Origin of the sequence: Amycolatopsis sp. cmx-11-32, from assembly GCF_047608695.1 — a bacterium.
In the GTDB taxonomy this organism is placed as follows: Bacteria; Actinomycetota; Actinomycetes; order Mycobacteriales; family Pseudonocardiaceae; genus Amycolatopsis.
In genome coordinates this window covers 43,684-70,447 of sequence record NZ_JADNQN010000015.1, presented here as the reverse complement: position 1 = coordinate 70,447, position 26,764 = coordinate 43,684, and the positions used below count along the sequence as shown (strand labels likewise).

Annotated in this window: 26 protein-coding genes; 9 read left to right on the top strand and 17 right to left on the bottom strand. The window is 68.0% G+C overall.

The window, feature by feature from the left end:
- Positions 1–7: 7 nt before the first annotated feature.
- The 3 genes from ACM6LR_RS33540 to ACM6LR_RS33530 are packed head-to-tail and all read right to left on the bottom strand — an operon-like array spanning position 8 to position 2,222.
- Positions 8–832, bottom strand: coding sequence for an MBL fold metallo-hydrolase (locus tag ACM6LR_RS33540; RefSeq protein ID WP_414942312.1), 825 nt, complete (start codon positions 830–832; stop codon positions 8–10).
- The gene (locus tag ACM6LR_RS33535; protein WP_414942311.1) at positions 829–1,659 is read right to left on the bottom strand and encodes an MBL fold metallo-hydrolase; all 831 of its coding nucleotides are present in this window, start codon (positions 1,657–1,659) and stop codon (positions 829–831) included. The genes ACM6LR_RS33540 and ACM6LR_RS33535 overlap by 4 nt, the downstream gene beginning before the upstream one ends.
- Positions 1,659–2,222 carry a TetR/AcrR family transcriptional regulator gene (locus tag ACM6LR_RS33530; protein WP_414942310.1) on the bottom strand — a complete coding sequence of 188 codons (564 nt, stop codon included), beginning with the start codon at positions 2,220–2,222 and terminating at the stop codon, positions 1,659–1,661. Before ACM6LR_RS33530 ends, ACM6LR_RS33535 begins: the two co-directional genes overlap by 1 nt.
- A 586-nt stretch (positions 2,223–2,808) precedes the next feature.
- Here ACM6LR_RS33530 and ACM6LR_RS33525 point away from each other — a divergent pair.
- From ACM6LR_RS33525 to ACM6LR_RS33515, 3 genes are read left to right on the top strand one after another with little or no spacing between them, the layout of a single operon-like run.
- Positions 2,809–3,714: an aldose 1-epimerase family protein gene (locus ACM6LR_RS33525; RefSeq protein WP_414942340.1), complete on the top strand. Its 906-nt coding sequence runs from the start codon at positions 2,809–2,811 to the stop codon at positions 3,712–3,714.
- Positions 3,714–4,199 (top strand): GNAT family N-acetyltransferase, encoded by a 486-nt coding sequence (locus ACM6LR_RS33520; protein ID WP_414942309.1) that lies wholly within the window; start codon positions 3,714–3,716, stop codon positions 4,197–4,199. The genes ACM6LR_RS33525 and ACM6LR_RS33520 overlap by 1 nt, the downstream gene beginning before the upstream one ends.
- Before the next feature lie 11 nt (positions 4,200–4,210).
- Positions 4,211–5,440, top strand: coding sequence for an amidohydrolase (locus ACM6LR_RS33515; RefSeq protein WP_414942308.1), 1,230 nt, complete (start codon positions 4,211–4,213; stop codon positions 5,438–5,440).
- Here ACM6LR_RS33515 and ACM6LR_RS33510 read toward each other — a convergent pair.
- A complete protein-coding gene (locus ACM6LR_RS33510) occupies positions 5,409–6,050 on the bottom strand; it encodes a Uma2 family endonuclease (protein ID WP_414945229.1) in 642 nt (213 codons plus the stop codon). The two genes, ACM6LR_RS33515 and ACM6LR_RS33510, sit on opposite strands and share 32 nt — an antisense overlap.
- Before the next feature lie 73 nt (positions 6,051–6,123).
- A complete protein-coding gene (locus ACM6LR_RS33505; RefSeq protein ID WP_414942306.1) occupies positions 6,124–7,269 on the bottom strand; it encodes an acyl-CoA dehydrogenase family protein in 1,146 nt (381 codons plus the stop codon).
- Positions 7,270–7,372: 103 nt separating this feature from the next.
- On the opposite strand from ACM6LR_RS33505, the gene ACM6LR_RS33500 reads away from it, so the two are divergent.
- The 4 genes from ACM6LR_RS33500 (at position 7,373) to ACM6LR_RS33485 (ending at position 11,968) form a co-directional block, all read left to right on the top strand.
- Positions 7,373–7,966, top strand: coding sequence for a TetR/AcrR family transcriptional regulator (locus ACM6LR_RS33500; protein ID WP_414945228.1), 594 nt, complete (start codon positions 7,373–7,375; stop codon positions 7,964–7,966).
- 48 nt (positions 7,967–8,014) lie between these two features.
- On the top strand, positions 8,015–8,956 hold the full coding sequence (locus tag ACM6LR_RS33495) for a carbohydrate kinase family protein (protein WP_414942304.1): 942 nt from the start codon (positions 8,015–8,017) through the stop codon (positions 8,954–8,956).
- A gap of 192 nt (positions 8,957–9,148) precedes the next feature.
- Positions 9,149–10,504, top strand: a complete 1,356-nt coding sequence (locus tag ACM6LR_RS33490; protein ID WP_414942303.1) for a citrate synthase — start codon at positions 9,149–9,151, stop codon at positions 10,502–10,504.
- A gap of 114 nt (positions 10,505–10,618) precedes the next feature.
- On the top strand, positions 10,619–11,968 hold the full coding sequence (locus ACM6LR_RS33485; RefSeq protein WP_414942302.1) for a cryptochrome/photolyase family protein: 1,350 nt from the start codon (positions 10,619–10,621) through the stop codon (positions 11,966–11,968).
- 382 nt (positions 11,969–12,350) lie between these two features.
- Here ACM6LR_RS33485 and ACM6LR_RS33480 read toward each other — a convergent pair whose 3' ends face one another.
- The 7 genes from ACM6LR_RS33480 to ACM6LR_RS33450 all read right to left on the bottom strand — a co-directional run bounded on the left by ACM6LR_RS33480 (position 12,351) and on the right by ACM6LR_RS33450 (position 17,683).
- A complete protein-coding gene (locus ACM6LR_RS33480; RefSeq protein ID WP_414942301.1) occupies positions 12,351–13,541 on the bottom strand; it encodes an ABC transporter permease in 1,191 nt (396 codons plus the stop codon).
- Entirely contained in the window at positions 13,538–14,464 is a 927-nt protein-coding gene (locus ACM6LR_RS33475; protein ID WP_414942300.1) for an ABC transporter ATP-binding protein, read from the bottom strand. The genes ACM6LR_RS33480 and ACM6LR_RS33475 overlap by 4 nt, the downstream gene beginning before the upstream one ends.
- On the bottom strand, positions 14,461–14,691 hold the full coding sequence (locus ACM6LR_RS33470; RefSeq protein WP_414942299.1) for a hypothetical protein: 231 nt from the start codon (positions 14,689–14,691) through the stop codon (positions 14,461–14,463). The genes ACM6LR_RS33475 and ACM6LR_RS33470 overlap by 4 nt, the downstream gene beginning before the upstream one ends.
- The gene (locus ACM6LR_RS33465; protein WP_414942298.1) at positions 14,688–15,233 is read right to left on the bottom strand and encodes a hypothetical protein; all 546 of its coding nucleotides are present in this window, start codon (positions 15,231–15,233) and stop codon (positions 14,688–14,690) included. Before ACM6LR_RS33465 ends, ACM6LR_RS33470 begins: the two co-directional genes overlap by 4 nt.
- On the bottom strand, positions 15,230–15,499 hold the full coding sequence (locus ACM6LR_RS33460) for a helix-turn-helix transcriptional regulator (RefSeq protein ID WP_414942297.1): 270 nt from the start codon (positions 15,497–15,499) through the stop codon (positions 15,230–15,232). Before ACM6LR_RS33460 ends, ACM6LR_RS33465 begins: the two co-directional genes overlap by 4 nt.
- An 82-nt stretch (positions 15,500–15,581) precedes the next feature.
- A complete protein-coding gene (locus ACM6LR_RS33455) occupies positions 15,582–17,123 on the bottom strand; it encodes a glycerol-3-phosphate dehydrogenase/oxidase (RefSeq protein WP_414942296.1) in 1,542 nt (513 codons plus the stop codon).
- Entirely contained in the window at positions 17,120–17,683 is a 564-nt protein-coding gene (locus tag ACM6LR_RS33450; RefSeq protein WP_414942295.1) for a TetR/AcrR family transcriptional regulator, read from the bottom strand. The genes ACM6LR_RS33455 and ACM6LR_RS33450 overlap by 4 nt, the downstream gene beginning before the upstream one ends.
- A 97-nt stretch (positions 17,684–17,780) precedes the next feature.
- Here ACM6LR_RS33450 and ACM6LR_RS33445 point away from each other — a divergent pair, with 97 nt between their 5' ends.
- Positions 17,781–19,400: an FAD-binding oxidoreductase gene (locus tag ACM6LR_RS33445; protein ID WP_414945227.1), complete on the top strand. Its 1,620-nt coding sequence runs from the start codon at positions 17,781–17,783 to the stop codon at positions 19,398–19,400.
- Here the strand turns inward: ACM6LR_RS33445 and ACM6LR_RS33440 are convergent.
- The 4 genes from ACM6LR_RS33440 to ACM6LR_RS33425 form a co-directional block, all read right to left on the bottom strand.
- Entirely contained in the window at positions 19,378–20,025 is a 648-nt protein-coding gene (locus ACM6LR_RS33440) for a gamma-glutamylcyclotransferase family protein (protein ID WP_414942293.1), read from the bottom strand. The genes ACM6LR_RS33445 and ACM6LR_RS33440 overlap by 23 nt on opposite strands.
- Complete coding sequence (locus ACM6LR_RS33435) at positions 20,019–21,113, bottom strand: S-(hydroxymethyl)mycothiol dehydrogenase (RefSeq protein ID WP_414942292.1); 1,095 nt, start codon at positions 21,111–21,113, stop codon at positions 20,019–20,021. Before ACM6LR_RS33435 ends, ACM6LR_RS33440 begins: the two co-directional genes overlap by 7 nt.
- Before the next feature lie 148 nt (positions 21,114–21,261).
- Entirely contained in the window at positions 21,262–22,524 is a 1,263-nt protein-coding gene (locus ACM6LR_RS33430) for a C39 family peptidase (protein ID WP_414942291.1), read from the bottom strand.
- A gap of 199 nt (positions 22,525–22,723) precedes the next feature.
- Positions 22,724–24,445, bottom strand: a complete 1,722-nt coding sequence (locus tag ACM6LR_RS33425) for a TIGR03767 family metallophosphoesterase (protein ID WP_414942290.1) — start codon at positions 24,443–24,445, stop codon at positions 22,724–22,726.
- Between the two features lie 170 nt (positions 24,446–24,615).
- On the opposite strand from ACM6LR_RS33425, the gene ACM6LR_RS33420 reads away from it, so the two are divergent.
- The gene (locus tag ACM6LR_RS33420) at positions 24,616–25,050 is read left to right on the top strand and encodes a hypothetical protein (RefSeq protein WP_409493723.1); all 435 of its coding nucleotides are present in this window, start codon (positions 24,616–24,618) and stop codon (positions 25,048–25,050) included.
- Between the two features lie 420 nt (positions 25,051–25,470).
- On the opposite strand, the gene ACM6LR_RS33415 is transcribed toward ACM6LR_RS33420, so the two are convergent.
- Positions 25,471–26,733, bottom strand: coding sequence for an ABC transporter substrate-binding protein (locus tag ACM6LR_RS33415; protein WP_414945226.1), 1,263 nt, complete (start codon positions 26,731–26,733; stop codon positions 25,471–25,473).
- Between the last annotated feature and the right edge of the window lie 31 nt (positions 26,734–26,764).

The following is a 26,764-nucleotide window of genomic DNA, read 5'->3' as shown; positions in this document are numbered from 1 at the left end:
CCTTCTTTCAACGACTGAGTGACTGGTACTCAACCGGGCTGTGGGCCGAGAACACGGTGACCTCGTCGGCGTGTTCTCGGCTCAGCTCGCGGAGCCGTTCGACGTTCTCCAGCCGCGGCCTGCGCAGAGTCTGCACCATGTTCTGGAACACGGTCATCCCCGGCGGGCAGTGCGGTTTCACCGGATCCAGCTGACCGTGGAAGAAGTACGCGTCGCCCGCGTGCAGCAGCCAGCCGTCGCCGGTGTCGACGGCCACCCCGGTGTGCCCCTTGGTATGTCCCGCGAGCGGCACCAGCAGGATCTCCGACGGCAGGCCCTTGAGCTCGCGGACCGCCTGGAAGCCGAACCACTCGTCGCCGGCCTCGTCGTATTTGCTCCACAGTGGACGGTGGGCGAACTGGTTGGCACGGAATCGGAGTTTCTCGCTCGCGTTACGCGGTGCGGTCGCCGCGTCGTGCTCCTCGGCGCGGACGTGCACGACGGCGTTCGGGAAGTCCGCGAGCCCGCCCGCGTGGTCGACGTCGAGGTGGGTGCAGATGATGTGCCGCACGTCCTCCAGCTTGTGGCCGAGCGCTTCGACGTGATGAGCCGCGGTCTCCGTCTCGACCGGTTTCGCACCGACCATCACCGTGAACGGCGTGCCGAGCCAGGCGCCCGGCCGCGCCACCCCCTGGCGGCCGAATCCCGTGTCCACCAGCACGAGCCCGTCGCCGGTCTCGATGAGCAGGCAATGCGCCACCAGCTCTGAGCGGCGCAGCAGACCCGGCTGACCGTCGAGGAACTTGCCTCCCGGGGCCCGCATCGTGCCGCAGTTCAGGTGGTGGACCTTCATATCCTGCTCCTCTGGCTGAACCGTTCGAAGGCGGTGGCGTCGTGCGCGGCGAAGACCGACACTTCGTCACCGTTGTTACTGACAAGTTCGCGCAGCCGGCGCTGGTTGTCCAGTCGTGCTGCTTTTTCCGTCTGCATGTACGACTCGAAGAAGCCCAGCGCGAAGGGGATGTGCGGCTTCTGCTCGAGCTCGCCGCCGTGGAAGACGGCGTCCCCGGCGTTCAAGATCCAGCCGTCACCCGTGTCGACGGCGATCCCGGCGTGCCCGCGGGTGTGCCCGGCGAGGGGGATGATCAGCACGTCCGGGACCCCTTCGAGTTCGCGGACGGCGTCGAAACCGAACCAGGGCTCGCCGTCGGCGCGATACGACCTCCAGATCGGGCCGTGGTCGAACTGGACCTTCCGGTAGCGGCTCGCCTCCTTGCGGTCGATCGGCTTCTCCAAGGCCTGGAGCTCGCGGGCGTGGACGTGGACCCGCGCCTGCGGGAAGTCGACGAGCCCGCCCGCGTGGTCGAGATCGAGGTGAGTGAGCACGATGTCGCGCACGTCGGCGGGGTCGAAACCGAGTTTCCGGATCTGCGTGGTGGCGCTGAGGTCGTCGTCCCGGTCGGGGTGGACCAGCCGCACGAAGCCGGCGCCGAGCCATTCGGCGGGACGGCTCACGGTCGGCGTGCCGACGCCGGTTTCGATGAGCACGAGGCCGGTTTCGGTCTCCAGCAGCAGGCAGTGACAGATCAGTTCCGCGCGGCGGAACAACCCCGGCCTGCCGTCGACGAGCTTTCCGCCGATCGGCCGCAAGGTGCCGCAGTTGAGGTGGTGGACACGCATCAGGACAGCTCCCGTTCGAGTGTGGTGCGAAGGTGCGGGGCGATCGCGCGCAGCGGCGCGGTGTCGTGCAACGTCTTGGCCAGCAACAGCCCGCCCTCGACGGCGGCGAGGACGACGGTCGCCAGGTGGTCCGCCTTGTCGGTGTCCAGTGCCCCGGCGATGACGGTGTGCCAGGAGGTGTAGCCGTCGGCGCAGGCCTGGCGGATCACCTCGCTGTCGCCCGACGCGTCCAGCGCGACCGTCGCGAGTGGACAGCCGCGCTGGAAGTCCGACTCCTCCAGCGAGGTCGCCAGCGCGCCGACGACGTTCTCGATGCCGGTGACGACGTCGGGGGAGTCCGCGACGATCGCGCGCAAGGTGTCGCAGAGTCGCTCGGCGGACTGGCGGATGGCCTCGGCGGCCAGCTGCTCCTTGCCGCCGGGGAAGTGGAAGTAGAGCGATCCCTTGGGAGCGCCACCGGCGGCGACGAGCTGATTAAGGCCGGTGGCGTGGTAACCCTGCTGGTGGAAGAGTTCGGCGGCGGAATCGAGCATGCGCTGCCGAGTGTCGGTGCGGCGGACCATGCGGCCGACTGTAGCCCAAACTATGACGACCGGTCTAGTGAGTTCCGCGTGGCCGACTGGCCGTTTCGCGTGATTGGCTGGACGGCACGTGTGAGCCGATGGACGACACGTGTGATGGAACGGACGACACGAGCGCGGCCGGGCTACGTGGTGAGTCGTCCCTCTGGACACACGTGTCGTCCATCCCGTCACGCGTGTCGTCCCTCTGGTCACGCGACACCGCCACTGGCGCCCAAGAGTAGCGGAGAGCGGTACACGACCTCGCCGAGTTCGTCCGACGGGAGGTCGTCCCGGACGTGCAGAGCGATTGAACGAGGTCTTCGTCAGCGACACCGGATTCCTCGTGCGAGACAACGGTTTCGTCCAGCAACCAAGCAAGGGTGTCCAGTGTGGACACATGCTCGGTCCCGACGTGCTCGGACTGCGTGAGCAGGTACTCGAGTTCTTCGCCGCGACCTCGTTCGGGACGCGCCGCGCGCTCCGCTCCGGGACACGGCCGACGGGACCGGTCATCGCGGCGGTCTCCTTCGTCCGGGCGTGGCGTTCTCGCACTACTTCGGACAAGGTCGCCGGTAGCCTCGTCCGCATGGCCAATCCCACCGGAGAGCAGTTCGAGATCACCCGCGGCAACGCGCGCGCCGTCATCACCGAGATCGGTGCCGGGTTGCGCGCGTTCGAGGTCGGCGGGGTGCCGTACGTCGAGGCGTTCGCCGAGGACGAAAAGCCGCCGAAGGGTGCCGGGCAGGTGCTGCTGCCCTGGCCGAACCGCACCAAGGGCGGCCAGTGGGTCCATCAGGGTGAAAAGCAGCAGCTCGCGATCACCGAGGAGGCGCGCGGCAACGCGATCCACGGCCTGACCCGCCACGAGGAGTGGGAGCTTCTCGAGCACGCGGAGTCGTCGATCACCCTGGCCGTCGACGTCCCGGCGCAGGACGGCTGGCCGGTGCCGCTGCGCGCGACGATCACCTACGAGATCTCGCCGCGCGAACTGGTCGTGACGCACGAGATCCGCAACGAGGGTGAGAGCCCGATCGGTGTCGGGCTCGGCACACACCCCTACTTCCGCATCGGTGACGTGCCCACCGACGAGCTGACCCTGACGCTGCCCGCGAGCCGAGTCCGGCCCTCTCTCGGCGACGAGCAGATGCCGTACGCCGCCGAGCAGGACGTCGAAGGGACCGAGTACGACTTCCGGTCCGGCAAGGTCCTCGAAGGCGTCGACCTGGACACGGCGTTCGGCGGGCTGAGCGTCGCCGGGGACGGCGACCACCACCACGTCCTCTCGCACGGGGAGCAGGAACTGGTGGTCTGGGCCGGGCCGGACTTCCACTGGGTGCAGGTGTTCACGCCGGACGACCTGGTCGGCCGCGGCCGGGCGGTGGCGATCGAGCCGATGACCTGCCCCGCCGACGCGCTCAACACCGGCACCGACCTGATCGACCTGGAGCCCGCCTCCTCGTGGACCGGCAGCTGGGGAATCCGGGTCCGCTGATGACGTCACCGCTCCGGCTGGGGCCCGTGGACGCGGGCGAAGCGCTCACTCTGCAGCTCGCGGCCTACGTTCCGGAAGCGAGGGCGCACGGGAACATCGACCTCCCGCCGCTGGTCGAGACCTTCGAGCAGGCCAAGGATGCCCTGGGCGATCCCGCGTGTTTCGCCTGGGGCATCAGGGAATCCGGACGGCTGGTGGCGAGCGTCCGGATCGTCGTCGACGGTGCGGCCGGTCTGGTCGGCAGGCTCGTCGTGGCCCCGGACAGGCAGGGACACGGGCTCGGCAGCTCGCTGCTGCTCGCCGCCGAAGCGGCCATGCCGCCGTCGGTGACCGTGTTCCGCCTGTTCACCGGCGAGCTGAGCGCCGGCCCGCTGCGGATGTACTCGAAGCTCGGCTACGTCGAAACGCACCGGACGCCCGAGTCGCACTACGAACTGGTCCACTTCGAAAAACCCCGCGTGCGTCCGGCCGGTCCAGTTCGTTAGCGTGTCAAAGTATGTCGAACAAAGCACTGGTCAAGGCCATCGTCGGTGGTTACGTCGTCCCTGTCGACGGTGAACCGATCGAAGGCGGCACAATCCTCATCGAGAACGGGAAGATCGTCGCGGTCGGCACCGACGCCGACGTCGACGTCCCCGACGACGCCGAACTCGTCGACGCCGCGGGCACCTGGGTGCTGCCCGGGTTCATCGACGCGCACGCCCACCTCGGCGTCCACGAGGACGGCGAAGGCTGGTCGGGCGACGACACCAACGAGATGACCGACCCCAACGGCGCGCGGTTCCGGGCGATCGACGGGATCGACCCGTACGAGCCCGGCTTCGACGACGCGCTCGCGGGTGGCGTCACCAGCGTCGTCATCAAGCCCGGGTCGGGGAACCCCATCGGCGGGCAGACGATCGGCGTCAAGACCTGGGGCCGGACCGTGCTCGACATGATCTTCGCCGAGGGCGTCAGCGTGAAGAGCGCGCTCGGCGAGAACCCGAAGCGGGTCTACGGCGACAAGAAGCAGACGCCGTCGACCAGGCTCGGCGTCGCGTCGACCATCCGCGACGCGTTCACCGGCGCGCGCAACTACGCCGCCAAGCGTGATCACGCCGCCGGTGAGGGCAAGCCGTTCGACGTCGACCTGACCAAGGAGACCCTGTCGAAGGTCCTGGACGGCGAGCTGTTCTGGGACCAGCACGTCCACCGCGCCGACGACATGGTCACCGCGATCCGGCTGGCCGACGAGTTCGGCTACAAACTGGTGATCAACCACGGCACCGAAGGGCACCTCATCGCGGACCTGCTCGCCGAGCGGGACGTGCCGGTGATCCTCGGCCCGCTGTTCACCACCAAGTCCAAAGTGGAGCTGCGCAACCGCACCCTGCGTGCGCCCGGCATCCTCGCCAGGGCGGGCGTGCGGATCGCGATCACCACGGACCACCCGGTCGTGCCCATCAACTTCCTGGTCTACCAGGCGGCGCTGTCGGTGAAGGACGGCCTCGACCCGGAGACCGCGCTGAAGGCGCTGACCGTCAACCCGGCCGCGATGCTGGACCTCGACGACCAGGTCGGCTCGCTGAAGCCGGGTCTCGACGCCGACGTGGTCATCTGGTCGGGTGACCCGCTGGACGTGATGAACCGGGCCATGCGGGTGTTCGTGCGCGGGCGCGAGGTCTACCACTTCGACGAGGAGACCGGGGTCGGCGTCACCGAGGAGCGCCGGTACCGCGAGGGCTGAGCAGTCGGTCGAGATCCAGTTTCACCGGAAACGGCTCGGCGGCACTGAATTCACCGGTCATGGCCGGAGCGTCCTGGTAGCCGAGTTCGCCAGCCTGGTGACAGGCGACCAGTGAGACGGGCTCGTTGAGGTCGACGATCCAGTAGTGCGGAATCCCCGCGTCGGCGTACTCGCCGTGTTTGGTCACGTAATCGGTGCGCTTCGAGCCCGGCGACACGATTTCGACCACTACGACGACATCGTCGGCGTGGTACATCGTGTCCTCTTCGTCGATCCGTTCGCCCGCTTCGCGAAGGGCGATGATCAGATCCGGTCGCCGGGCGAAACCCGGCTCGCCGGGCGGCACCAATCCCAGGTCGACGTCGATGTCCTGAATGAACTCGAGGTGATCGGGTAGCTGTGGTTCCAGTTGCCTGGCCAAGGCGTAAAGCGCCTTGTTGTGTCTCCTCGTGGTGCTCGGCGACATGACAAGGCGGCCTTCCACGAGCTCGGTGAATCCGGAATCGGGCTCACCGAGCGCCGCGTACTCCGCGATCGACAGCAGGTGATCCGGGATGGCCCACCCTGGTTCACCGTGCGACCCGGTCGTGGAGTCGGGAAGGGCTGTCACAGCGTCTCCTCACGTCGTCCACAGTTTCTCACGGTGGCCAGGTGACCACTAGTGATCGTATCGGCGCGGACAGTCAGGCTTTCCGTAGTTCCCGTGCGATCACCATGCGCTGGATCTGGTTCGTGCCCTCGAAGATCTGCGGCACCTTCGCCTCCCGCATGTACCGCTCCACCGGGAAGTCCTTCGTGTAGCCGGCGCCGCCGAGGACCTGCACCGCGTCGGTGGTCACCTTCATCGCGCCGTCGGTCGCGACGAGCTTCGCGATGGACGCCTGCCGCTGGAACGGCAGGCCGCGGTCGCGGCGGCGGGCGGCGTCGAGGTACATGGCGCGCGACGTCTCGACGGTCGCGGCCATGTCGGCCAGCAGGAACTCCAGGCCCTGGAACTCGATGATCGGCCGCCCGAACTGCGTGCGGCCCTTCGCGTATTCGAGCGCTTCGTCCAGCGCGGCCTGCGCGAGCCCGACGGCGCACGCGGCGATGCCCAGCCGTCCGGAACTGAGCGACGACAGTGCGATCTTCAGTCCTTGGCCCTCTTCGCCGATCAGCCGTTCGGCGTCGACGGCGGCGTCTTCGAACATCAGTTGCGCGGTCGTCGATCCGGTGAGGCCCATTTTCCGTTCGGGCGGCGCGGCCGAGAGGCCCGTCGTCGAGGCGTCGACGAGCAGGCACGAGATGCCCTGCCCGCCGTCGTCGCTCGTGCGCACCATGGTCGTGTAGAAGTCGGCCTCGCCCGCATGGGTGATCCACGCCTTCGTGCCGTTCACGACGTACCGGTCGCCGTCGAGCCGCGCGCGGGTGGAAAGGGCCGCCGCGTCCGAACCGGCGTGGGTTTCGGACAGCGCGTACGCGCCGAGCAGGTCACCCTCCAGCATGTCGGGCAGCCAACGGTCGCGCTGAGCGTCGGTGCCGTGGTGCGCCAGCGCGAAGCAGGACATCGTGTGCACGGAGAGCCCGACGCCGACGGACATCCACGCGGTCGCGATCTCCTCGAGAACCTGCAGGTAGACCTCGTACGGCAGTTCGCCGCCACCCCAGCGCTCCGCGTACGGCAGGCCGAGCAGCCCGGCCTGCCCGAGCAGGCGGAACTGCTCGCGAGGGAAGTGCGCGGTCTCTTCGTACTTGCTCGCGATCGGAGCGAGTTCCTCGCGCGCGATCTCCTTGGCAAGGCCGATCAGATCCTGGGCCTCGGTGCTGGGCAGCAGACGGTCGGCAGGCATGACTCCTCCGAGCTGAGCTGTACTCAAAACAGTACTGCGGGCTGATTGAGCGTACAGTAGAAGGCGCTGGGGGTACACCATCCGCGTAAGGGATAGTGAGCTGATGACCGAGAGGCCCACCCGCCGCCAGCCGACCGCGCGTCAGCGCGCGCTGCTCTCGGAACTCGAAGCGCTCTTCCTCGCCGAAGGCTTCTCCCAGTTCACACTGGACGACCTCGCCGCCAGGCTGCGCTGCTCGAAGTCGACGCTCTACGCGCTCGCCCCCAGCAAGGAGCAACTCGCGGTCAAGGTCGTCGCCCACTTCTTCAAAGGTGCCGCCGAGCTTCTGGAGGAGCGGCTCGCCGGAATCGACGACGCTCGCAAGATCCTCGGGGAGTACCTCGCCGGTATCTCCGAATACCTCAATCGCGCCTCGGCCGCGTTCATGACCGACATCGCCGAATTCGCGCCGGCGCGGGACGCGTATCAGCTCAACAGCCGCGCGGCGGCCGCCCGGATCCGGTCGTTCATCGACCGTGGTGTCACCGACGGCGTCTTTCGCGAGGTGCACGCGCGGCTGATCGCGGAAATGGCGGGATTGATCATCGAGGGAATCCAGACCGGCGTGGTCGGTCAGCGCGCCGGCGTGACCGACGCCGAGGCGTTCACCGCTCTCTCGGAGCTTCTTCTCGGAGGCCTTGCGCCGAAAATGTCCTGAACTGACAATTCTGGTGGTGGAACCGCCGGCTCGGCTAGCATCGCGCCCGTGATCGTCGTAGGTGGAGAGGCGCTCGTCGACCTCGTTCCCGGTGAACCGTTGGATTCCACTGTGGACGGTGGGTTGCGCGCGCTGCTCCCCCGGATGGGTGGTGGTCCCTACAACGTCGCGCTCGCCGCCGGTCGGCTCGGCGTGCCGACGGGCTTCCTCTCCCGTGTCTCGAACGACCGTTTCGGGGTCGCGCTGGTGGACCGGCTGCACGCTTCCGGTGTCGATATCGCCTTGCTGCAGCGGGGAAACGAGCCGACGACGCTCGCCGTGGTCGCGCTCGACGAAAAGGGTTCCGCGCGGTACACCTTCTACACCGAGGGCACCGCGGACAGGCTCGTCGGTGATCCTGGCCCCCTGCCCGAGAATGTGACGGCGCTCTCGCTCGGCACCCTCGGCATGGTCCTGGAACCGGGTGCGAGCACGTACGAAACCGTGTTGCGCCGCGAATCCGCCCGCGGTGTCCTGACCGTCCTCGACCCGAACATCCGGGCGGCGCTGATCACCGATCCGGCGGCGTACCGGGCCAGGTTCGAGTCCTGGCTGCCGCATGTCCGCCTGCTCAAGATCTCCGACGACGACACGGAATGGCTCACCGAAGGGGCCGATCCGGTCGACGCCGCAAAGGTCTGGACCTCTTGCGGAGTCGATGCCGTTGTGCTCACCCGTGGCGCGGAGGGGTTGTCCGTCATCACACGGGCGGGGGAAATCGCCCAGGTGCCGTCACGCCGAGTCGCCGTCGTCGACACGATCGGCGCCGGTGACACCGTCCAGGGCGCTTTGCTGGCGTGGCTGTATTCGAACGAGGTGCGCGACGTGTCCACTCTCGACGCCGTCGGCTGGCGTTCGGCGCTCGAATTCGCGGCGAAAGCGGCGTCGATCACCGTCTCGCGGAGTGGGGCGGAACCGCCGACGGCCGGGGATATGGCATCTGCCGTGTGAACCTGGTCCCAAAGCGGCTGTTGTGAGCAACTCACCCGCTGCGCGTTGACCCCACTCTCGACTAGCGTGGTGGGGAATTCATACCCCAGCGGGGCGGTGTGCAGCGAGGCCGTGGGTCACGCGCGTGAAAGAGGGCGTACCTGTGGAACCTACAGGCGCCGCCGGCCCGTGCTGAACGTGAGAGGGACTTACATGTCCGACGCGACGACGGCTGCGGGGCAGTCCGGCGAGACTGTGCCACTTGGTTCTCGGCGGGAAAGCGAACCTCAAACCGCGACGCTGCGCCTGCCCAATGGCGAGCACGAGTTCAAGGTGATCCACCCCGTCGAGGGCGCGCCGGGGATCGAGCTGGGGAAGCTGCTGGCGACGACCGGGTACATCACCCACGATCCGGGGTTCGTGAACACCGGTGCCGCGTCTTCGGCCATCACCTACATCGACGGCGACGCCGGCATCCTGCGCTACCGCGGGTACCCGATCGAGCAGCTGGCCGAGAAGTCGACCTTCATCGAGGTCTCCTACCTGCTCATCTACGGCGAGCTGCCCACCGAGACGCAGCTGTCCGAGTTCACCGAGAAGATTCAGCGCCACACCCTGCTGCACGAAGACCTGAAGGCCTTCTTCGGTGGCTTCCCGCGCGACGCGCACCCGATGCCGGTGCTCTCCAGCGCGGTATCGGCGCTGTCGACCTTCTACCAGGACTCGCTCAACCCGTTCGACGAACCCAACGTGGAGCTGTCGACCATCCGCCTGCTGGCCAAGGTCCCGACCCTGGCCGCGTACGCGTACAAGAAGTCCGTCGGACAGCCCATGCTGTACCCGGACAACTCGCTCGGCCTCGTCGAGAACTTCCTCCGGATGACCTTCGGCTTCCCGGCCGAGCCCTACGAGGTCGACCCGGACGTCGCCAAGGCGCTCGACCTGCTGTTCATCCTGCACGCCGACCACGAGCAGAACTGCTCCACCTCGACCGTGCGCCTCGTCGGCTCCTCCGAGGCGAACCTGTTCGCCTCGATCTCGGCGGGCATCAACGCGCTCTTCGGCCCGCTGCACGGTGGCGCCAACAGCGCGGTACTGGACATGCTCGAGGGCATCCAGGCCGAGGGCGGCGACGTCGCGAACTTCGTCACCCGCGTGAAGAACAAGGAAAAGGGTGTCCGCCTGATGGGCTTCGGGCACCGGGTCTACAAGAACTACGACCCGCGCGCGAAGATCATCAAGAACACCGCGGACGACATCCTCTCCAAGCTCAAGGGCGGCGACCAGCTGCTCGACATCGCGAAGAAGCTGGAAGAGACCGCGCTCTCGGACGACTACTTCATCGAGCGGAAGCTGTACCCGAACGTCGACTTCTACACCGGCCTGATCTACCGGGCGCTCGGCTTCCCGACGAAGTACTTCACCGTGCTGTTCGCGCTCGGCCGCCTGCCGGGCTGGATCGCGCACTGGCGCGAGATGATCCAGGACCCGGCCACCAAGATCGGCCGCCCGCGGCAGATCTACACCGGCTCCGCGGAGCGGAACTACGCGCCGATCTCGGAGCGCTGACCTCCGCCTCGGCAAGTTTTGTGAACGGGACTTTCCTTGCGAATTCCGCGAGGAAAGTCCCGTTCATCTCATTCGGGACTGCGCGCACCGGCGGCACCGCCTAGGGTTCCCGGCGTGACCAGAGAAGCCCCCGTAGTGCTGTGGTTCCGCCGCGACCTCCGCCTCGGCGACCACGCCGCCCTGCTGGAAGCCTCGGAGCACAGCAAGCACGTCCTGGCGCTGTACGTCCTCGACGACGCGCTCCTCAAACCCTCGGGTGCCCCGCGGGTGGCGTTCCTGCACGGCTGCCTGAAGGCATTGGACGACCAGCTCGGCGGCCGCCTGATGCTCGTCAAGGGCGACCCGGTCAAGGAGGTCGTCAAGGTCGCGCGCGAGATCGGCGCTTCGGCCGTGCACGTCAGCGCGGACACCGGCCCGTACGGCCGCCGCCGCGACGACGAGGTCGAGAAGGCGTTGGCACGGCACGACATCGCGTGGACCGAGACGGGGTCGTCCTACGCGATCACGCCCGGCCGGATCACCAAGCCGGACGGCGAACCCTACCGCGTGTTCACCCCGTTCTACCACGCGTGGGTACGTCACGGCTGGCCGAGTCCGGTGGACACCGGAAAGTCCATAGTGGACTGGGTGGAGCCGCCCCGTTCGGTGCAGCTTCCGAAATCCCCTTCCCTCGAGGGGATGGAGCTACCCGAGCCCGGCGAGAAGGCGGCACTGGATCGCTGGCACGAGTTCCTGGACGACGGTATCGAGACCTACGACGAGGATCGTGACCGCCCGGATCGCCCCGGTACGACAAGGCTTTCGCCGTATCTGCGCTGGGGTTGCGTCCACCCGCGCACCCTGCTCGCCGACATCGCCGGGAACGAGGGGGTCGGCGCGAAGTCGTTGCGCGGCGAGTTCGCCTGGCGTGAGTTCCACGCCGACGTTCTGTGGCATCGTCCCGAAACCGCGCGGAAGAACTACGATTCCCGCTTCGACGCCATGGAACACGAGAGTGACGACGAGGCCTTCAAACGGTGGTGTGAGGGCCGCACCGGATTCCCGATCGTCGACGCCGGGATGCGGCAGTTGCTCGCCGAGGGCTGGATGCACAACCGCGTCCGGATGATCGTGGCGAGCTTCCTGGTCAAGGATCTGCATCTGCCGTGGTGGCTCGGCGCGCGGCACTTCATGCGGCATCTGGTCGACGGCGATCTCGCGTCGAACCAGCTGAACTGGCAGTGGGTCGCCGGCAGCGGCACCGACGCCGCGCCGTACTTCCGGATCTTCAATCCGACCACGCAGGGGGAGAAGTTCGACCCCTCCGGCGAGTACGTCCGCCGCTACGTCCCCGAGCTCCGTTCCACGCAAGGGGAAGCCACGCACAAGCCGACGGATGTCAAGGACTATCCGGCGCCGATGGTCGACCACGCCCACGAACGCCAAGTCGCGCTGGAGCGTTACGGCGCCATCAAAGGGCCATGAAGGCCCCCTTCCTGTACCCAGGCGCCAGAGTCCCGGCAAAGTCGAGGTCTTGCAGGTCAGGCGGTTGTTCATCGCTGTGTAAGGCTGACGATGTAAAAATTGGGACGTTGAGTGTCCCAATTCCTACATCGTCGCGGAGTCACACCGGTCACGAAGCTTGATCAACAGGGGTTCAGGAACATGCCTCCCCCAAAAAACCCGGCACACGCCCGAGTGGGGAGGATTTCGGACGTTCAACGTCCCGAACCCTCCCCACTCGGCCCTCCCCTTGCAGGCGTCAGAAATGTCAAGCCCGGACTGCCGCCAGCAGCGCTGACCAGCGGCTGCAACTTTGCCGGGACCCTGCGTCCAGCGCAAGGAAGGGGGCCTTCATGTACTTGGATCAGCCCTTCAGGGCCTCGGACAGCTTGATCCGGCTGCCGACCCGCAGGACGCTGTTCTGGTAGATCCGCGCGCCCAGCCAGGTGAACAGGGCGATGGCGCCGACGGTCAGGCCCAGCGACAGCACGACCTCCCACACTTCGACGGTCCCGGCCGCGATCCGGGCGGGCATCAGCACCGGTGACAGCAGTGGCACCAGCGAAAGGATCACCGTTCCCGTGCCTTCCGGCGACTGCGCCAGCAGGTTGAACCCGACGACGAAGCCCAAAATCAGCACGATGTTGACCGGGCCGATCACCGACTGGGTGTCCTCCTGCCGGGAGACCAGCGAGCCCATCGCGCCGTAGACGGTGGCGTACAACAGGAACCCGAGCAGGTACCACACCACGCCCCACAGCAGCGCGCTCGTCGCGACCCCGGACAGCGTCAGCACGTTGGTCGCCGACGCGACGGCCAACCCGACGCCGCCGATGATCACCAGCTGGGTCAAGCCGACCAGGCCGAGCCCGATCACCTTGCCCAGCAACAGATGCCACGGCCGGACGGTGGACAGCAAGATCTCCACGACCCGGCTCGACTTCTCTTCGACCACACCCTGGGCGACCAGCGTCCCGTAGGTCACGATGCTGATGTACAGCAGCACCGCCACGATCAGCCCGATCACCATCCGCTGGGCCTTCTCCGGATCCGGCGGTTTGATCGAGTCGACCTCGACCTGGGTGTCGGAGACCGTGCGCAGCACCTGCTCCGGGTTCTCCACGACTTCGGAAAGCTTGCCGTTGAGTACTTCCTGCTGCGAAACAGTGGTCAGCAGGGCACGCAGCTTGGTGTCCAATTCGGACTTGACGAGCACTTTCAGCTCGGTGGCGTTGCCGGACAGCAACGCGTCGAGATCACCGTTCTCGACCTGCGACCGGCCCTGCGCCGGATCGGCGACGACGACGGTCTCGATCTTCTCGCCGACCGCCGTACCGGCCGTCTGGAGCTGTTGCGCGATGCCGGCGGTCTGGCCGGTGAGCCCGATCTTGCTCTTGTCCTCGTTGCTGATCAGCGTGGACTGCAGCAGGACGTAGCCCATCAGCATGACCAGCAGCACGGCGGTGCCGATCACGAAGGACCTGGTGCGCAGCCGCGTGTTCAGCTCACGTTTGGCGATGAGCCAGACCGCGCGCCAGGGCGATACGGTGTTCATGCGGAAACTCCTTGTACTGCGGGCTTTTCGGCGACGGCGTCACGGAACAACTCGGTCAGCGAACGCCTGCGCTTGGTGAACTCGGTGACCGGGCCGGTGGCCAGCGCCGCGGCGAGCACGGCCTGATCGTCGGCGTGGGCTTCGAGCTCGAGGATCGTCGTCGGGCCGTTCTGCTCGACCGACCGGACACCGGGAACGGCCGAGGCCCAGCCGGGCGAGGCGTTGGGCGCGGTGACGACAAGGCCGTTGCCCGCGTCGGCGGTCAGTTCGGCGACGGTGCCGGAGGCGACCATCCGTCCACTCCGGATGATGCCGACCCGGTCGCACAACCGCTCGACCAGATCCAGCTGGTGACTGGAGAACACCACCGGCACCCCGGTGGCGGCCTTCTCCCGCAACACCCCGCTCATCACGTCCACGGCCAGCGGGTCGAGACCGGAGAACGGCTCGTCCAGCACCAGCACCCGCGGGTCGTGCACCAGCGCGGCCGCGAGCTGCACACGCTGCTGGTTGCCGAGGCTGAGTTTCTGGACCTCGTCCTTGCGGCGTTCGGTCAGGCCGAGCCGGGCGATCCAGTTCTCCGCGCTGCGGTGGGCGTCGTTGGCCGACATCCCGTGCAGTTCGGCGAGGTAGACCAGTTGCTCCAGCACCTTCATCTTCGGATACAGCCCTCGTTCTTCCGGCATGTACCCGATATGCGTGCGGGTCTCGTGAGTGATCGGCGCGCCGCCGAGGCGCACCTGGCCGGAGTCGGCCGCCAGCACCCCGAGGACGATCCGCATCGTGGTGGTCTTGCCCGCGCCGTTGCTGCCGACGAACCCGAACAGTTCACCGGGCTGAACCTCGAAGCTCACCTCGTCCAGCGCGACCTTCGCGCCGTAACTCTTGGAGATCCGGTCGATCTCCAGCTTTCCCTCGATCATTTCCACTTCCCCTCCTCGAAATACCGCACCAGCGCCGTGAAACCCCGGTGAACGCCGGAGACCGTGCGGTTTCGCTGGACCAGTCCGTCCAGTTTGACGTTGCTCACCACCGAAGTGGCCCGATACACCAGGACCGCCCGCCCCGCACCGGCGAGGACCCCACCGGCCACCAGCACGACGGCGACCATCCCGATGGACACCTTGTAGCGCTTCTTGTCCCCGGTCATGCCGGAGTCACCCCCTCGAAGTCTTCGGGATCGTCGTCCGGCAGTGCCCAGCCCAGGATGACCGCCGACAGCGTGGTGCCGGTGATCAGCAGGGCGCAGCCCATCATCGCGCCGCGCGCGCCGCCGTGTTCGGTACCGGAGACGAGCAACCCGTAGAGCACCGCGACGATCATCAACCCGACCAGAACCTGGTAGCTGACGAAGGTGGCGCGATGCCGCCACTCCCGCTCGCGTTCGTCGAGGCGGAGCGAGAAACCGCCGCTCATCTTGCCGGTGAGGATCCGCAACAGGTATTGCGCGCCGCCGGCGACGACGCAGCCGCCGAACCAGCACAGGAAATAGGCCAGGGTGTACCGCGTTTCGAACAGGGCGGCCCCGGCGATCAGGACCAGGTCGCCGGCCACCACGAACACGCTCAACGTCCGCCGCCGCTTCCGTGTGCGCCAGGTCGGCAGCCGCAGCGCCCGTTTGCGTTCCCTTTCCTCCAGCCGTTCCAGCTGTCGTTCCCAGGAGGCCGCGAGGCGTCCCCGTTTCTCACTCATGTTCCCCCCTCCCGGTAGACCTGAGTGGACAGTGGCGTGAACGGTTCGCGGCTGAACACGGCTTCGACCGGGAGGTCGAACACTTCGCAGATGCGGAACGCCAGATCCAGGCTCGGGTAGTGATCCCCCCGTTCGAGCGCGCCGATGGTCTGCGGGTTGACCTCGACCGCCGCCGCGAGGGCGGCCCTGCTCAGCCCGCGCTCCGCCCGGAGCACGGGAAGCCGGTTGTAGATCGGCAGCTCTTTGCCGCGTCTGACCGGACTCATGGAACATACTGTTGCAAAAACCCAACGTTTCGTCAACCTAAAAGCGCGCTTCATTGCGCGTAGTTGACTAATCGCGGGTGGGTCAGACGAGCCCGGCGAGCGACTTGTCGACGAGTTCCTGGACGCGGGCACTGGCGGCCTCGGCTTCGGCGGCGACCAGGCTGAGCCGGGTGCGGCGCTCCAGGACGTCCTCGACGTCGAGCGCGCCCTCGTGCCGCACGGCCCAGACGACCTCGGCCGCGCTGATCTCGGTCCCGCCGAAGAGGGGAAGGCCCAGGTCGGGATCGACCTCGCCGAGCGCCGCGATCTTGGGCGCTTCGGTGCCGTATTTCGCGACCAGCCGGGCAGGAGCATCCACAGTGGACAGACGGCTTCGCTGGATCGCGCCCAGCAGCGGAAGCCGGGACGTGGTCGACGGCCCGGCGTGGAGCCCGGATCGTTTCAACGCGGTGTCGACGGCGTCCTCGGCCATCTTCCGGTACGTCGTCAGCTTGCCGCCGACGACGGTGAGCACGCCGTCGGCGCCGGTCACCACCGCGTGCTTGCGCGAGAGATCCGCGCTTCGCCCGCCGCCGCCTTCGACCAGCGGCCGCAGTCCGGCGAACGTGCCGGCGACGTCGGCGCGGGTCAGCGGGCGGGTGAACGCCGTCGACGCCACTTCGAGCAGGAAGTCCACATCGGACTCCGGCACGGTCGGCACGCGCGGGACAGGGCCGTCGGTCGGTTCGTCGGTGACTCCGACGAACACCCGGCCGTCGGGTTGCGGCAGCAGGAAGACGAACCGGTTGTTCTCGCCGGGGACGGGGACGTTGACCGACGTCGCGCCGATCCGTGCCGCGCCCGAAGCCAGGATGAGGTGCGAACCGCGGGACGGCCGCAGCCGTACCGATTCCGCCAGTTCGCCCGCCCAGACGCCCGTCGCGTTGATCACCTGACCGGCGTGGATTTCCACTTCCTGACCGGTGAGCCTGTCCCTGGCCAGTACCGAACCCGCGTCGAGCCGGAGCGCCTCGACCCTCGTCAGGATCTTCGCGCCGCGTGACGCCGCCGTGCGCGCCAAACTCACCACGAGCCGCGCGTCGTCGGTCAGTGCGCCGTCGTAAGCCAGCAGCGCGCCACGCAGGTCTCGGGGGGACAGGCCGGGTGCGAGCGCCAGCGCCTCCGCGGCCGGGATCGACCTCGGCCGGGGCAGCACCGACGCCGGGGTCCCGGCCGCGCGGCGGAGACCGTCACCGGCGGCGAGTCCGGTCATGATGAACGCCTGCTGGCCGCGGGAGGTCTTGCGGTACATGGGGAACAGCTGCGGGATCGCCCTGGTGAGGTGCGGCGCGGTGCGCGTCATGAGGATGCCGCGCTCGACCGCGCTTTCGTGTGCCAAGGCCAGATCGCCCTTGGCGAGGTAGCGAAGTCCGCCGTGGACCAGCTTGCTGGACCAGCGTGAGGTCCCGTACGCCAGGTCGTACGCCTCGATCAAGGCCACCGACAGACCACGCGCGGCCGCGTCCAGCGCGATCCCGGCGCCGGTGACCCCGCCACCGACCACCGCCAGGTCGACCCGCTCACCGCCGGCCAGTGCCGCGAGTTCCCGCTCGCGACGCAGGGCGTTGAGTGAGCCCGGCGTCACGGCCGCAACGCCGCGTCGAGCACGTGGGCGAATTCCGCCATCAGGGTCTTCTCGTCCACGTCCGCGGTGGCGGGGCGGTACGAGAAGGCGAAGGACTGGATGAGCAGCAACAGGGTGCGCGCCTGCGACGGCAGGTCGCCCTTGCGGATCGAGCCGTCTTCGTGGCCCGACCGCAGCAGATGGTGGATCACGCCCTCGGCGAAGCGCTGGGTCTTCCCGAGCCGCTCGACGATGTAGGGCAGGACGAGTTCGGGGTCGAGGTCCAGCAGCGTGCGGAACAGCGGGTCGCCCGACAGTGCGGCGACGGCGGCGGCCGAACTCCGCACGAGCTTTTCCCGGAAGTCGGCCGGTTCGACGTCCGGCTCGGCGGCGCCTCGCAGCAGCCCCCCGAATTCACGGGTCATGAGGGTCGCGAGCACGCTGCGCACGTCCGGGAAGCGGCGGTAGACGGTCATCCGGCTGACCTTCGCGGTCCGCGCTATCTCCGCGAGCGTGGTCCGCCTCACGCCGACGGCGAGAACGCACGTCCTCGCCGCGTCGAGCAGAACGTCGTCGGACACGCGCGTGGAGGCCTGGCGGGATCGGGTATCCGCCAGTGCCGAAACGCCTGTTTCCGCAGGTGAGTGACGTTGTACGTCCATATGTAACACTGTAGTCGTGACAGAGCTTATTGACCACCGGTTAAGACGATCCTGGACGCCCGGAGCCGGTGACGCGGCCCACCTTCCGGTGAAGGCGCTGCGATGGCTCGTCCAGCGTATCGGCCCGTTGGGCTCGGCGGTGCCGTTCGCGGGGATTTCGACCTCGTCCGTTCCCGATTCGGCGCTCGGCGAACAGCCGAAACGTGATCTCGAGGACCTCGTCGGCGCCGAGCACGTCCTGGTGGTCCCGGGTGAGCGGCTCGCGAGAGCGAGCGGTTTGTCCTATCTGGACCTGCTGCGGCGACGGGGGTTCGGTGATTTCCCGGTGCCGGACGCCGTCGTCCTGCCGGAGAATCCCGACGAAGTCCAGTCGGTGCTGGAAATCTGCGCACGACACGACGTCGGTGTCGTCCCGTTCGGCGGTGGGACGTCGGTCGTCGGCGGGGTTTCGGCACTGCGCGGGGACAAGGCGGCGGTGATCGCGCTCGACCTCACCAGGCTCGGTGACCTGGTCTCCGTCGATCCCGTGTCCCGGATCGCGGTCCTGCAGGCGGGCGTCACGGGCCCGGAGGCCGACCGGCTGCTCGCCGCGCACGGCTTCACCCTCGGACACGTTCCGCAGTCCTACGAACGCGCCACCATCGGCGGATTCGCCGCGACCCGGTCCGCCGGGCAGGCCTCGTCGGGCTACGGCCGGTTCGAGGACATGGTTTCGGGCGTGCGGCTCGCGACCCCGCGCGGTGAATGGAAACTCGGTGTCGCGCCGGCGTCGGCGGCCGGACCCGACCTGCGGCATCTCGCCGTCGGCAGCGAAGGCACGCTCGGTGTGATCACCGAGGTCGCCCTCCGTGTCCGCCCGGTTCCGGAAGTGCGCCGCTACGAGGGCTACGTCGTCGACGGCTGGGAGAACGGCACCGCCGCGGTGCGCGAACTCGCCCAGCGGCACGCGCTGGCGGACATCACCCGATTGTCCGATGTGGACGAAAGCGAGGTTTCGCTGGCGCTCAACGACAGTTGGAAGACCAAGGCGCTGCGCCGGTACGTCCGTCTGCGAGGGATTTCAAATCCCTGCCTGCTCATCGTCGGCTGGGAAGGTGCGTCGAAGCGCGAGGTCGCGCGGCGCCGTCAGGACACGACGAGGGTGCTGGAGCCGTTCGGCGCCGTCCGGATCGGGCGGACGCTCGGAGAATCCTGGCGCCGCGGCCGGTTTTCCGGACCGCGCCAGCGGGATGCCCTGATGGACAACGGCGTCTGCGTCGAGACCGTGGAAACGGCCGCGTACTGGGCGGAACTGAGCGACCTGCGCGACGCCGTGCGTGCCGCGCTCACCGCCACCCTCGGCCGGGCCATCATCATGTGCCACGTCTCGCACGCCTACGAAACGGGCGCGTCGCTGTACTTCACCGTGCTCACCGCACGCGACGAGGCCGACCCGGTCGGCCAGTGGCGGCGGGCGAAGGCCGCGGCGTCGGAGGCGATCACCGGGATCGGCACCATCTCGCACCACCACGCCGTCGGCGTCGACCACGCGCCCTATCTGGCGGCGGAAATCGGTGAGATCGGCGTCGAGGTGTTGCGAGCGGCGAAGAAGGCCGTCGACCCGGCCGGGATCCTCAATCCCGGGAAGCTTCTTTGACCAGGCTCCCGGCGTCGACCAGCGTGCAGTCCAGGCCGTGCGTCTCGGCGGGGATCCCCTCCAGCGCCGCGGCCCGGCGCTGTTCGAGGTCGGCGACGCGGATATGCCTGCCGTCCACGAGGATCGGCAGGCGGATGTCCGCCGCGCCGACGTACGCCACCACGTCGTCGAGCACGGTGCCGTCGTCGAGGGTGATGGCCGGGGCGGTCAGCCGCACCAGGCTGTAGCGGCGACTGTTGCCCTCGCACTCGTCGAGCACGGCAAGCTGCTCGGGGGACGCGAACCAGATCGAGTGCTCTTCGACGACCCCTGGGGCGGCGGCGAGCGTCGCGGGCCGTTGCCCGTCCCGGAACCGCAGGCCGGACGCCCACACCGCGGCGAGGTCGGTGCAGCGCGCGTGGCAGACGACGACCGGACCGGCTAGGCCCATGTTCTCCCGCAGCCAGGTGATCTTGGACGGGCACGCGTTCGAGCCGTAGGCGAGCACGGCCTGGCGTTCGCGCCAGCCCTCCGGCGCGGTGTCGAGGCTGTGCCCGGCGCCGTCGAAGTGGACGAACGAATGACCCGGCCGCGCTCCCGGGTACGGGTCGGCGGGGAAATCGGCGTCGGTGAAGAGTTTCACCACGTCACCACGCTGCGGAGGACGTCACCCTGGTGCATCCGCTCGAAGGCCTGCTCGACACCGTCGAGCGCGATCCGCTCGGTGACGAACTTGTCGAGCGGGAGCCTGCCCTGGAGGTAGAGGTCGATCAGCATCGGGAAGTCACGTGAGGGCAGGCAATCGCCGTACCACGACGACTTGAGCGAGCCACCGCGCGAGAAGAAGTCGATCAGCGGCAGGTCCAGCCGCATGTCCGGGGTCGGGACGCCGACGAGCACGACCGTGCCCGCGAGATCGCGGCCGTAGAAGGCCTGACGCCACGTTTCGGGCCTGCCGACCGCGTCGATCACGACGTCCGCGCCGAACGAGTCGGTGAACTCCTGGATCGCTTCGACGACCTGGTCTTCGCTCAGCCCCTTGCTGTTCAGGGTGTGTGTGGCGCCGAAGTCCTCGGCCCAGGACAGTTTCCGGTCGTCGGTGTCGACGGCGATGATGGTCTTCGCGCCGGCGAGGTTCGCCCCGGCGATGGCCGCGTCACCGACGCCGCCACAGCCGATGACCGCGACGGAGTCACCGCGGCTCACCGCGCCGGTGTTCAGCGCCGCGCCGAGACCGGCCATCACCCCGCAGCCGAGCAACCCGGCGACGGCGGGTTCGGCGGCGGGGTCGACCTTCGTGCATTGTCCACTGTGGACCAGCGTCTTTTCGGCGAACGCGCCGACGCCGAGGGCCGGCGACAGAGCGGTGCCGTCGGCCAGTGTCATCGGCCGGGCGGCGTTGAACGTCGAGAAGCAGTACCAGGGCTTGCCCCGGCGACAGGCCCGGCAGGTGCCGCAGACCGCGCGCCAGTTCAGGATCACGTAGTCACCCGGTTCGAGGTCCGTGACGCCGTCACCGACCCCCTCCACGAACCCCGCGGCCTCGTGGCCGAGGAGGAACGGGAACGCGTCGTTGATCCCGCCCTCGCGGTAGTGCAGGTCGGTATGGCAGACGCCGCACGCCTTGACCGAGACGACGGCCTCGCCGGGCCCGGGATCGGGCACCGTCACGGACTCCAGCGAGACCGGTTCACCCTTGGCGCGGGAAACGACGCCCTGGACCTCGTACGGCATGCTTACCTCCGAGTGAGTTCTCCATCCATGCCCCCGCCGCCGCCCTCAACGGACGCGCTGCGCGCGCGGATGGAATCCATGCAGCTTGCCACGGAACCAACCCGGGTCGCGACATCCGCACGGGTGCGGAATCGTTTCAGTGCGTCCCTCAGCGCGGCGTGACGAGGTAGACGACGCCACCCGGAGCACCGGAGACCCCGCCCGTGGTGTTGTACCGCTTGGTGCGCTGCCAGATCGTCTCGAACTGGTGTCGCTTGTAGACGCTTCGGACCTGGTCGTTGCTGCTGGCGGCCGGGTCGTTCGCGATCACGTCACCGTCCTTCGTGAAGCCGACGACGACCATGATGTGCCCGGCGGTGCCGTAACCCGCGCCGTCGAGTTCCTCGGCCTTGAACGACTGTGACGTGATCACCGGGATGCCGCGCGCGATGTAGTTTTCGAGTTCGTTCAAGGAGTGCAAACGGGTGATGTGCCCACGCAGTCCGAGTGAAGCGGCGTACGCGGTGTTGAACGGCCAGTTGCCGGTTCCGTCGTAAGCGTGATCGAAGGTATAACGGGCGGCGTACGCGACGGTCGGATCGACGTAACCCTCCGGGATCCACGTCATGTCCTCGCGCCTGGGCCGTTTGCCCCAGTACTCGGCCACCATTTCGGTGGACGTCGGGCTGCACCAGCTCTCGCCGCCACCGCCGTACTCGGGGAATTGTCCTTTGTGGAGGTTCTGGGCGTAGGCGGGCACCTTGAGTTCGATCCCGGTGGCGCGGCCCGGTTGCGTCGCTCGGACCTCGAACCGGTCCGGGACCAGCGACGTCATCGCGCCGAGCGAGGTCACCGACGGTGTGGCACGGGAACCGGCCTCGCGGTACAGGCTGACCCGCAGTTGGTACGACCGGAGCGCGACGCCCGCCTTCATGACCAGCGTGTCGACGTCGACCGCGGCGTCGGCGTCGCTCTGGCCGTCGACGCTGGTGCGTTTGATGTCGGCGTCCCCGCTGGCCCACCGGCCCATGACGTACCAGGCGGTCTCGGCGCCCGACGAGGTTCGGCCCTTCGCCTCGATCTTGAGCCAGGTCTTGGCGGGTGTCTTCGCGTTCCACGAGGCGATCAGCTGAGAGGCGTCGAACCCGTGCTTGTGGCTCTTCGACGTCCATTGGCCGTATTCGTAGGTCTTCGTGGTGCCGAGTGCGGGTTCGGTGTGTTCGATGGTGCCGATCGGGCGGTCGATGCGCAGTTCGCCGTGGTGCAGGTCGAGCCCTTCCAGCCTGCCGTCACGGAAACCGCGCTGACCGGACCATTCGTGGTAGTCGATCGACTCGTCGTCCGGCTTGCCGGGGCTCGCCTCCACCGCCTGTGCCGTCACCGCGGTCATCGTCGCGATCGTCAGCAGCGTGACCAGCCCTCGTATGCGCATCCCGGCTCCATCCTCCGTGTCCACCCAGTAGGCAAGGGATTTTCGCCGGTCACGCGAGGTATGTAAACAGTTGTCTGCAAGACGGCTCGAGTCTGTGTCACTTTCGCGACCAGCCCCCGCGTTCAGTCCTCTGGTTGCGGTGCTTGCGTGTGCAAGTACCGCAACCAGAGGACTAAACGCGGGAGATCCAGGCCGCGGGTCAGGCGAGGGGGTTCGGCAGCAGGAGTTCGGTGTTCCGGTCCTGTAGCGTCCCGACGGCGGTGAGCGAGGCGTGGATGTCGTTGTAAGAGAACTCCCGATACAGCGAAGCAAGCGCTTGCGTCGAGGTGTCCGAGTACGCGGCCTCGTACGGCGCTTCGGCCTCGATCAGGGTCGTGAACAGCGACAACGTGCCGTCAGCGTTGTCGGCGACCTCGATGATCCGCGCGTGCTGCGGGAAGTCGATGTGCGACGCGGTGTTGATCTCCCAGAAGCCCTGCTTCGCCGTTTTGCCGGGGCGCGGGGTGATCTTGTTGTGGTGCGTGTGCCCGTTGACCCATGCCAGCACGTTCGGGAACCGGTTCAGCAGCGAGACGAAAGTGTCGCCGTCGAGCCGCGGCTCCAGCGGGTGCCGCGCGTCCGGGAGCACGTTGCCCATGGTGTCGCTGGTGTGGTGGCTGAACAGGATGAACAGCTCGTCCGTCACGTTCCGCGTGACCTTGCGGCCGAAGAAGTCGTAGTACGTCGAGCTGTTGCGCTTGAGCGTGTTCTCCACCCAGGTGAACTGCCCGAGCCCGATCGACCCGTCCGCGAGCCCCGCCATCGTCGTGGTGTCGAGGCTGATGCCGACGACACCCGGCGCGATCCGGAAGGTGTAGTACACATTCCGCCCGTCGGCGTTGTCGCCGCTGAACCCGTGCCCCACCGGGCCTGGGCCGGTGTTGGCCGCGTCGAGGTGGCGCTGGACGAACTCCGCGGTGCTGAACGGCCGCCGTCGCGCGTCGGGGGTGATCTCGCGGATCGTGCCCGAGCCGCCGAACAGCTCCGTGATGGGTACGCCGGACCCCGAGCCGATCGCCTTCGCGAGCTTCCTCGACGTCGTCTCGTCCTTGCCGATCACCTTGAACCGGCCGGTGTACCAGGCGTCCATCCCCGGCAGGTCCGGCAGTGTGCCGACGATGCTGTCGTCGTGGTTGCCGAAGGTGCAGAACCACGGGACGTCGAGACCGGGCGAGGTGAACGTGTTCGAAGCCGCGTCGAGCAGGTCGGGCAGCTGCGGGAAACCCTTCTTCGTGTAGGCGTCGTCCAGCGTCTTGCCGGGGTTCCAGTAGTGCGACGAGCCGGACGTCTGGACGCCTTCGTGCGCGTTCGGATCGCCCGACGTCGGGTTCACCGTGCCGCCGTTGAGCACCTTGAGGAACCATTCGAGTTCGATCAGTTCGTGGTTGTCGGTGTTGTCGCCGGTGGTGACCATGAAGTCGATCGCCCGCCCGGTGAACGGGCCCGCCTCGAGGCTGTTCACCCGCTCCACCAGCGCCGTCGTCGCGACCGGGCCGAGTGTCTCCTGCGGCCGGTGCGCCGAGCCGATGAACGGGTGCAGGTACTCGAACCGCGCCGGGCTCTCGGCGTCGGTGAAGTGCAGGTCGGTGAACTGCGCGAACGAGGCCATCGCCCGGCGCCGGTCGTCGCGGCCGGACTTCGGCGCGGCGAGATCGCCCCTGACCACGAGCGGCCAGCCGGGGCCCGCGGTCAACCGGGTGTAGCCCGGACCGCTCTTCACCGGCGCCGCGGCGGATTCCAGCGTGGTACCCGCGGTGCGCACCGCGCGGCTGGTGGTGCGTGCCAAAGCCCGGTCGAGCGCGTTGGCGGTCGGGGTGCACAGCAGCAGGCCGACGCCGGCGGCGCCTGCCGCGGTGAAGGTGCGCCTTGAGATGTCGGACATGGCGGTGCCCCTACTCGTCGCGGGTGGATGTCGCGGAAGGACGATGCCGGAAGACATTAGCCGTGGGGTGAACGCCAGAAAAGGGCAATACGAAAGATTGTCACGTTCGGCCGAACGTTCTCGCGTCGTGGTCGTTAAGCTGGTCGCTCGGCGAGTGAGGAGGTGGCCCGGTGGGTGCTTCGGCCTGGTCCGTCCGCGGCCGGTTCGACGGTGATCCGGAAGCGGCGCTGGACGCGATGAAGGCACGCGTCTTCGAAGAGGGCGACTACCTCTGGGAAGAGGACGAGCTCGGCCGCCCGGATTCGGTCGAGGAGCTCTACGAGGTGGAGAGCGTCCAAGAGTCCGGGACCCATTCGGTGCTCGACGTCCACGAGTTCATCAGCGCCACGGGTGAGGACGACTTCGGCACGATCCGGCCCTTGACCGACGCCGAACTCCTCATCGCCTTCGGTACCGAGGAGCCGTCCGTCGCCGGCTTCGACGAACTCGACAAGGCGGGACGGCTGCCGTACGAACGCCGTCCGCGCTGGAGCGCGAACTGTGCGCTGCTCTACGAGGACGACGTCGCCGTCGAACTGGCCATCTGGGGCGTTTCCGGCGACTAAAGGCGTGTCTCCCAACTGGGGTTGGCAGGTTGGGCGGGGACACGCGTGCGCGTTTTTTCGGCCGGAGGCCTCGGATTCGCGGAGGCGGGCCGCTGGTACGGCTGGGTGAGGGACCAGCCGATGCCGCGGCCCGGCTGCGGAAATCCGAAAGCACGTCCTACCCGGTTTGCCGAGCGAAAGCCCCGCCGAGTCTGGAATCCTTCGTCGGACTTTCGTGCGGAGACGGTTTCCGCCAAGCGAGTGCCCGGTCGGCGGCCGTTCCCGCGGCAACGCGGCCGCGTCCCGGTGGCTCAGCAACAGGGCGCGAGGTGCACCGGGCCGCGCTCGGCTGGCCAAGTGTGCCTCCGTCGTTGGTCGCCGACGGCGGCGCGGTGATCCTGTCGACCGTACTGCTCGTCGCTTACGTCCGCTCGCGGCGGCTCACGCGGACAGGCGACCCAGTTCCGCTTTGACGGCCTCGATGGCGGCCTTCGTCTCGGCGACCGGATCGGCACCGTCGCGGACTATCCGGCCCACTGCCTCGACGAGCACGGTGTTCGCCATCGGCGTCCACAGTGGACCGGCGGCGCGACCGGTCTCCTTGACCAGCCGGGCGGCGTCGTTCGCGGGGGCGATCTTGTCGAGCACGCTCAGGCGTGCGGGCAGATGGAAGCCGAAATTGGTGGCGAACTCCTGCTGGAAGTCGGTGCGCTCCAGCCACAGCCACTTGACGAAGTCCTTGGCGGCGTTGGGGTTCAGGCTCTTCGAATGCACCATCGCGCTCAACCCGCTGACCGGGACGGACGGCGCGCCCGCCGCGTCGAGCCGGGGGAAGGCCAGGATGCCGAAATCGTCCTCCATGGTGTCCTGGATCTTCGGCAGATTCCACAGCCAGGTCCACTGCATGGCGGTGAGCCCGTCGATGAACGGGATCGGGTCCGCCCAGTCCGTCGAAGTGCCCAGCAGCAATGAACCGTTGAGGTCACGCAGTTTCGTGAACGCCGTCGCGGCGCGGGGATCGTCGAAGCCGACGGACTTGCCGTCCTTGACGTAGTCGAGGCCCGCGGCCCACAGCAGCGGACCGGCGAGCGCGGCCGCGCCGGCGTCGTTGCCCGCGAACAGCCCTTTGACGCCGTCTTTGGAGAGTCTCCTTGCCACGTCGACGAGTTCGTCGAGCGTCTGTGGCGGCTGGACTCCGGCCTCCTGCAGGAAACTCTTGCGGTAGAAGAGGACCTGGGTGTCGAGTGCCTGCGGGATCCCGTACGTCTTGCCGTCGACGATCTGGGCCGCGAGTGCCGCTGCGGTGAAATCGCCTTTTACGGAGCCGATGATGTCGTCGAGTGGGACGAGGAGGTTCTGCCGGACACGGTCGACGGTGACTTGGCCTTCGAAGACATCCGGAACCGGGCCCGCCTGGAGTGCGGCGGCGAGTTTCGTCTCGTAGTCGTCGGGATTCCACTGCACGGCGACCTTGGACTTCTGGTACGCGGCCGCGTAGCGCGTGACGGCTTCCTGGACCCCCGATTCGGGGTACGGGTGGTACCACTGGGAGAGGTCCACCGGCTTCGGTTTCGGCCGGGTCACCCCGGCGGAATAGGCCGTCGAAGGTGGCGGGTTTCCTGATTGGACAGTGTTCGACCCGCAGGCGGAGAGCGCGGCCGTCCCCGCCAGTGCCAGGAACGTCCGCCTGCTTGTCTTACGCACCAACAAAACCCTTCCGTGAAGGTGATCTTGA

Bases quoted from the DNA above. Each gene is read 5' to 3' on its own strand.
- ACM6LR_RS33500 (WP_414945228.1), top strand. From the start codon at position 7,373: ATGACCGAGAGGCCCACCCGCCGCCAGCCGACCGCGCGTCAGCGCGCG.
- ACM6LR_RS33465 (WP_414942298.1), bottom strand. From the start codon at position 15,233: ATGAGTGAGAAACGGGGACGCCTCGCGGCCTCCTGGGAACGACAGCTG.
- ACM6LR_RS33470 (WP_414942299.1), bottom strand. From the start codon at position 14,691: ATGACCGGGGACAAGAAGCGCTACAAGGTGTCCATCGGGATGGTCGCC.
- ACM6LR_RS33540 (WP_414942312.1), bottom strand. From the start codon at position 832: ATGAAGGTCCACCACCTGAACTGCGGCACGATGCGGGCCCCGGGAGGC.
- ACM6LR_RS33460 (WP_414942297.1), bottom strand. From the start codon at position 15,499: ATGAGTCCGGTCAGACGCGGCAAAGAGCTGCCGATCTACAACCGGCTT.
- ACM6LR_RS33435 (WP_414942292.1), bottom strand. From the start codon at position 21,113: ATGCCGTACGAGGTCCAGGGCGTCGTTTCCCGCGCCAAGGGTGAACCG.
- ACM6LR_RS33515 (WP_414942308.1), top strand. From the start codon at position 4,211: ATGTCGAACAAAGCACTGGTCAAGGCCATCGTCGGTGGTTACGTCGTC.
- ACM6LR_RS33535 (WP_414942311.1), bottom strand. From the start codon at position 1,659: ATGCGTGTCCACCACCTCAACTGCGGCACCTTGCGGCCGATCGGCGGA.
- ACM6LR_RS33490 (WP_414942303.1), top strand. From the start codon at position 9,149: ATGTCCGACGCGACGACGGCTGCGGGGCAGTCCGGCGAGACTGTGCCA.
- ACM6LR_RS33505 (WP_414942306.1), bottom strand. From the start codon at position 7,269: ATGCCTGCCGACCGTCTGCTGCCCAGCACCGAGGCCCAGGATCTGATC.
- ACM6LR_RS33520 (WP_414942309.1), top strand. From the start codon at position 3,714: ATGACGTCACCGCTCCGGCTGGGGCCCGTGGACGCGGGCGAAGCGCTC.
- ACM6LR_RS33425 (WP_414942290.1), bottom strand. From the start codon at position 24,445: ATGTCCGACATCTCAAGGCGCACCTTCACCGCGGCAGGCGCCGCCGGC.
- ACM6LR_RS33530 (WP_414942310.1), bottom strand. From the start codon at position 2,222: ATGGTCCGCCGCACCGACACTCGGCAGCGCATGCTCGATTCCGCCGCC.
- ACM6LR_RS33480 (WP_414942301.1), bottom strand. From the start codon at position 13,541: ATGAACACCGTATCGCCCTGGCGCGCGGTCTGGCTCATCGCCAAACGT.
- ACM6LR_RS33430 (WP_414942291.1), bottom strand. From the start codon at position 22,524: ATGCGCATACGAGGGCTGGTCACGCTGCTGACGATCGCGACGATGACC.
- ACM6LR_RS33525 (WP_414942340.1), top strand. From the start codon at position 2,809: ATGGCCAATCCCACCGGAGAGCAGTTCGAGATCACCCGCGGCAACGCG.
- ACM6LR_RS33475 (WP_414942300.1), bottom strand. From the start codon at position 14,464: ATGATCGAGGGAAAGCTGGAGATCGACCGGATCTCCAAGAGTTACGGC.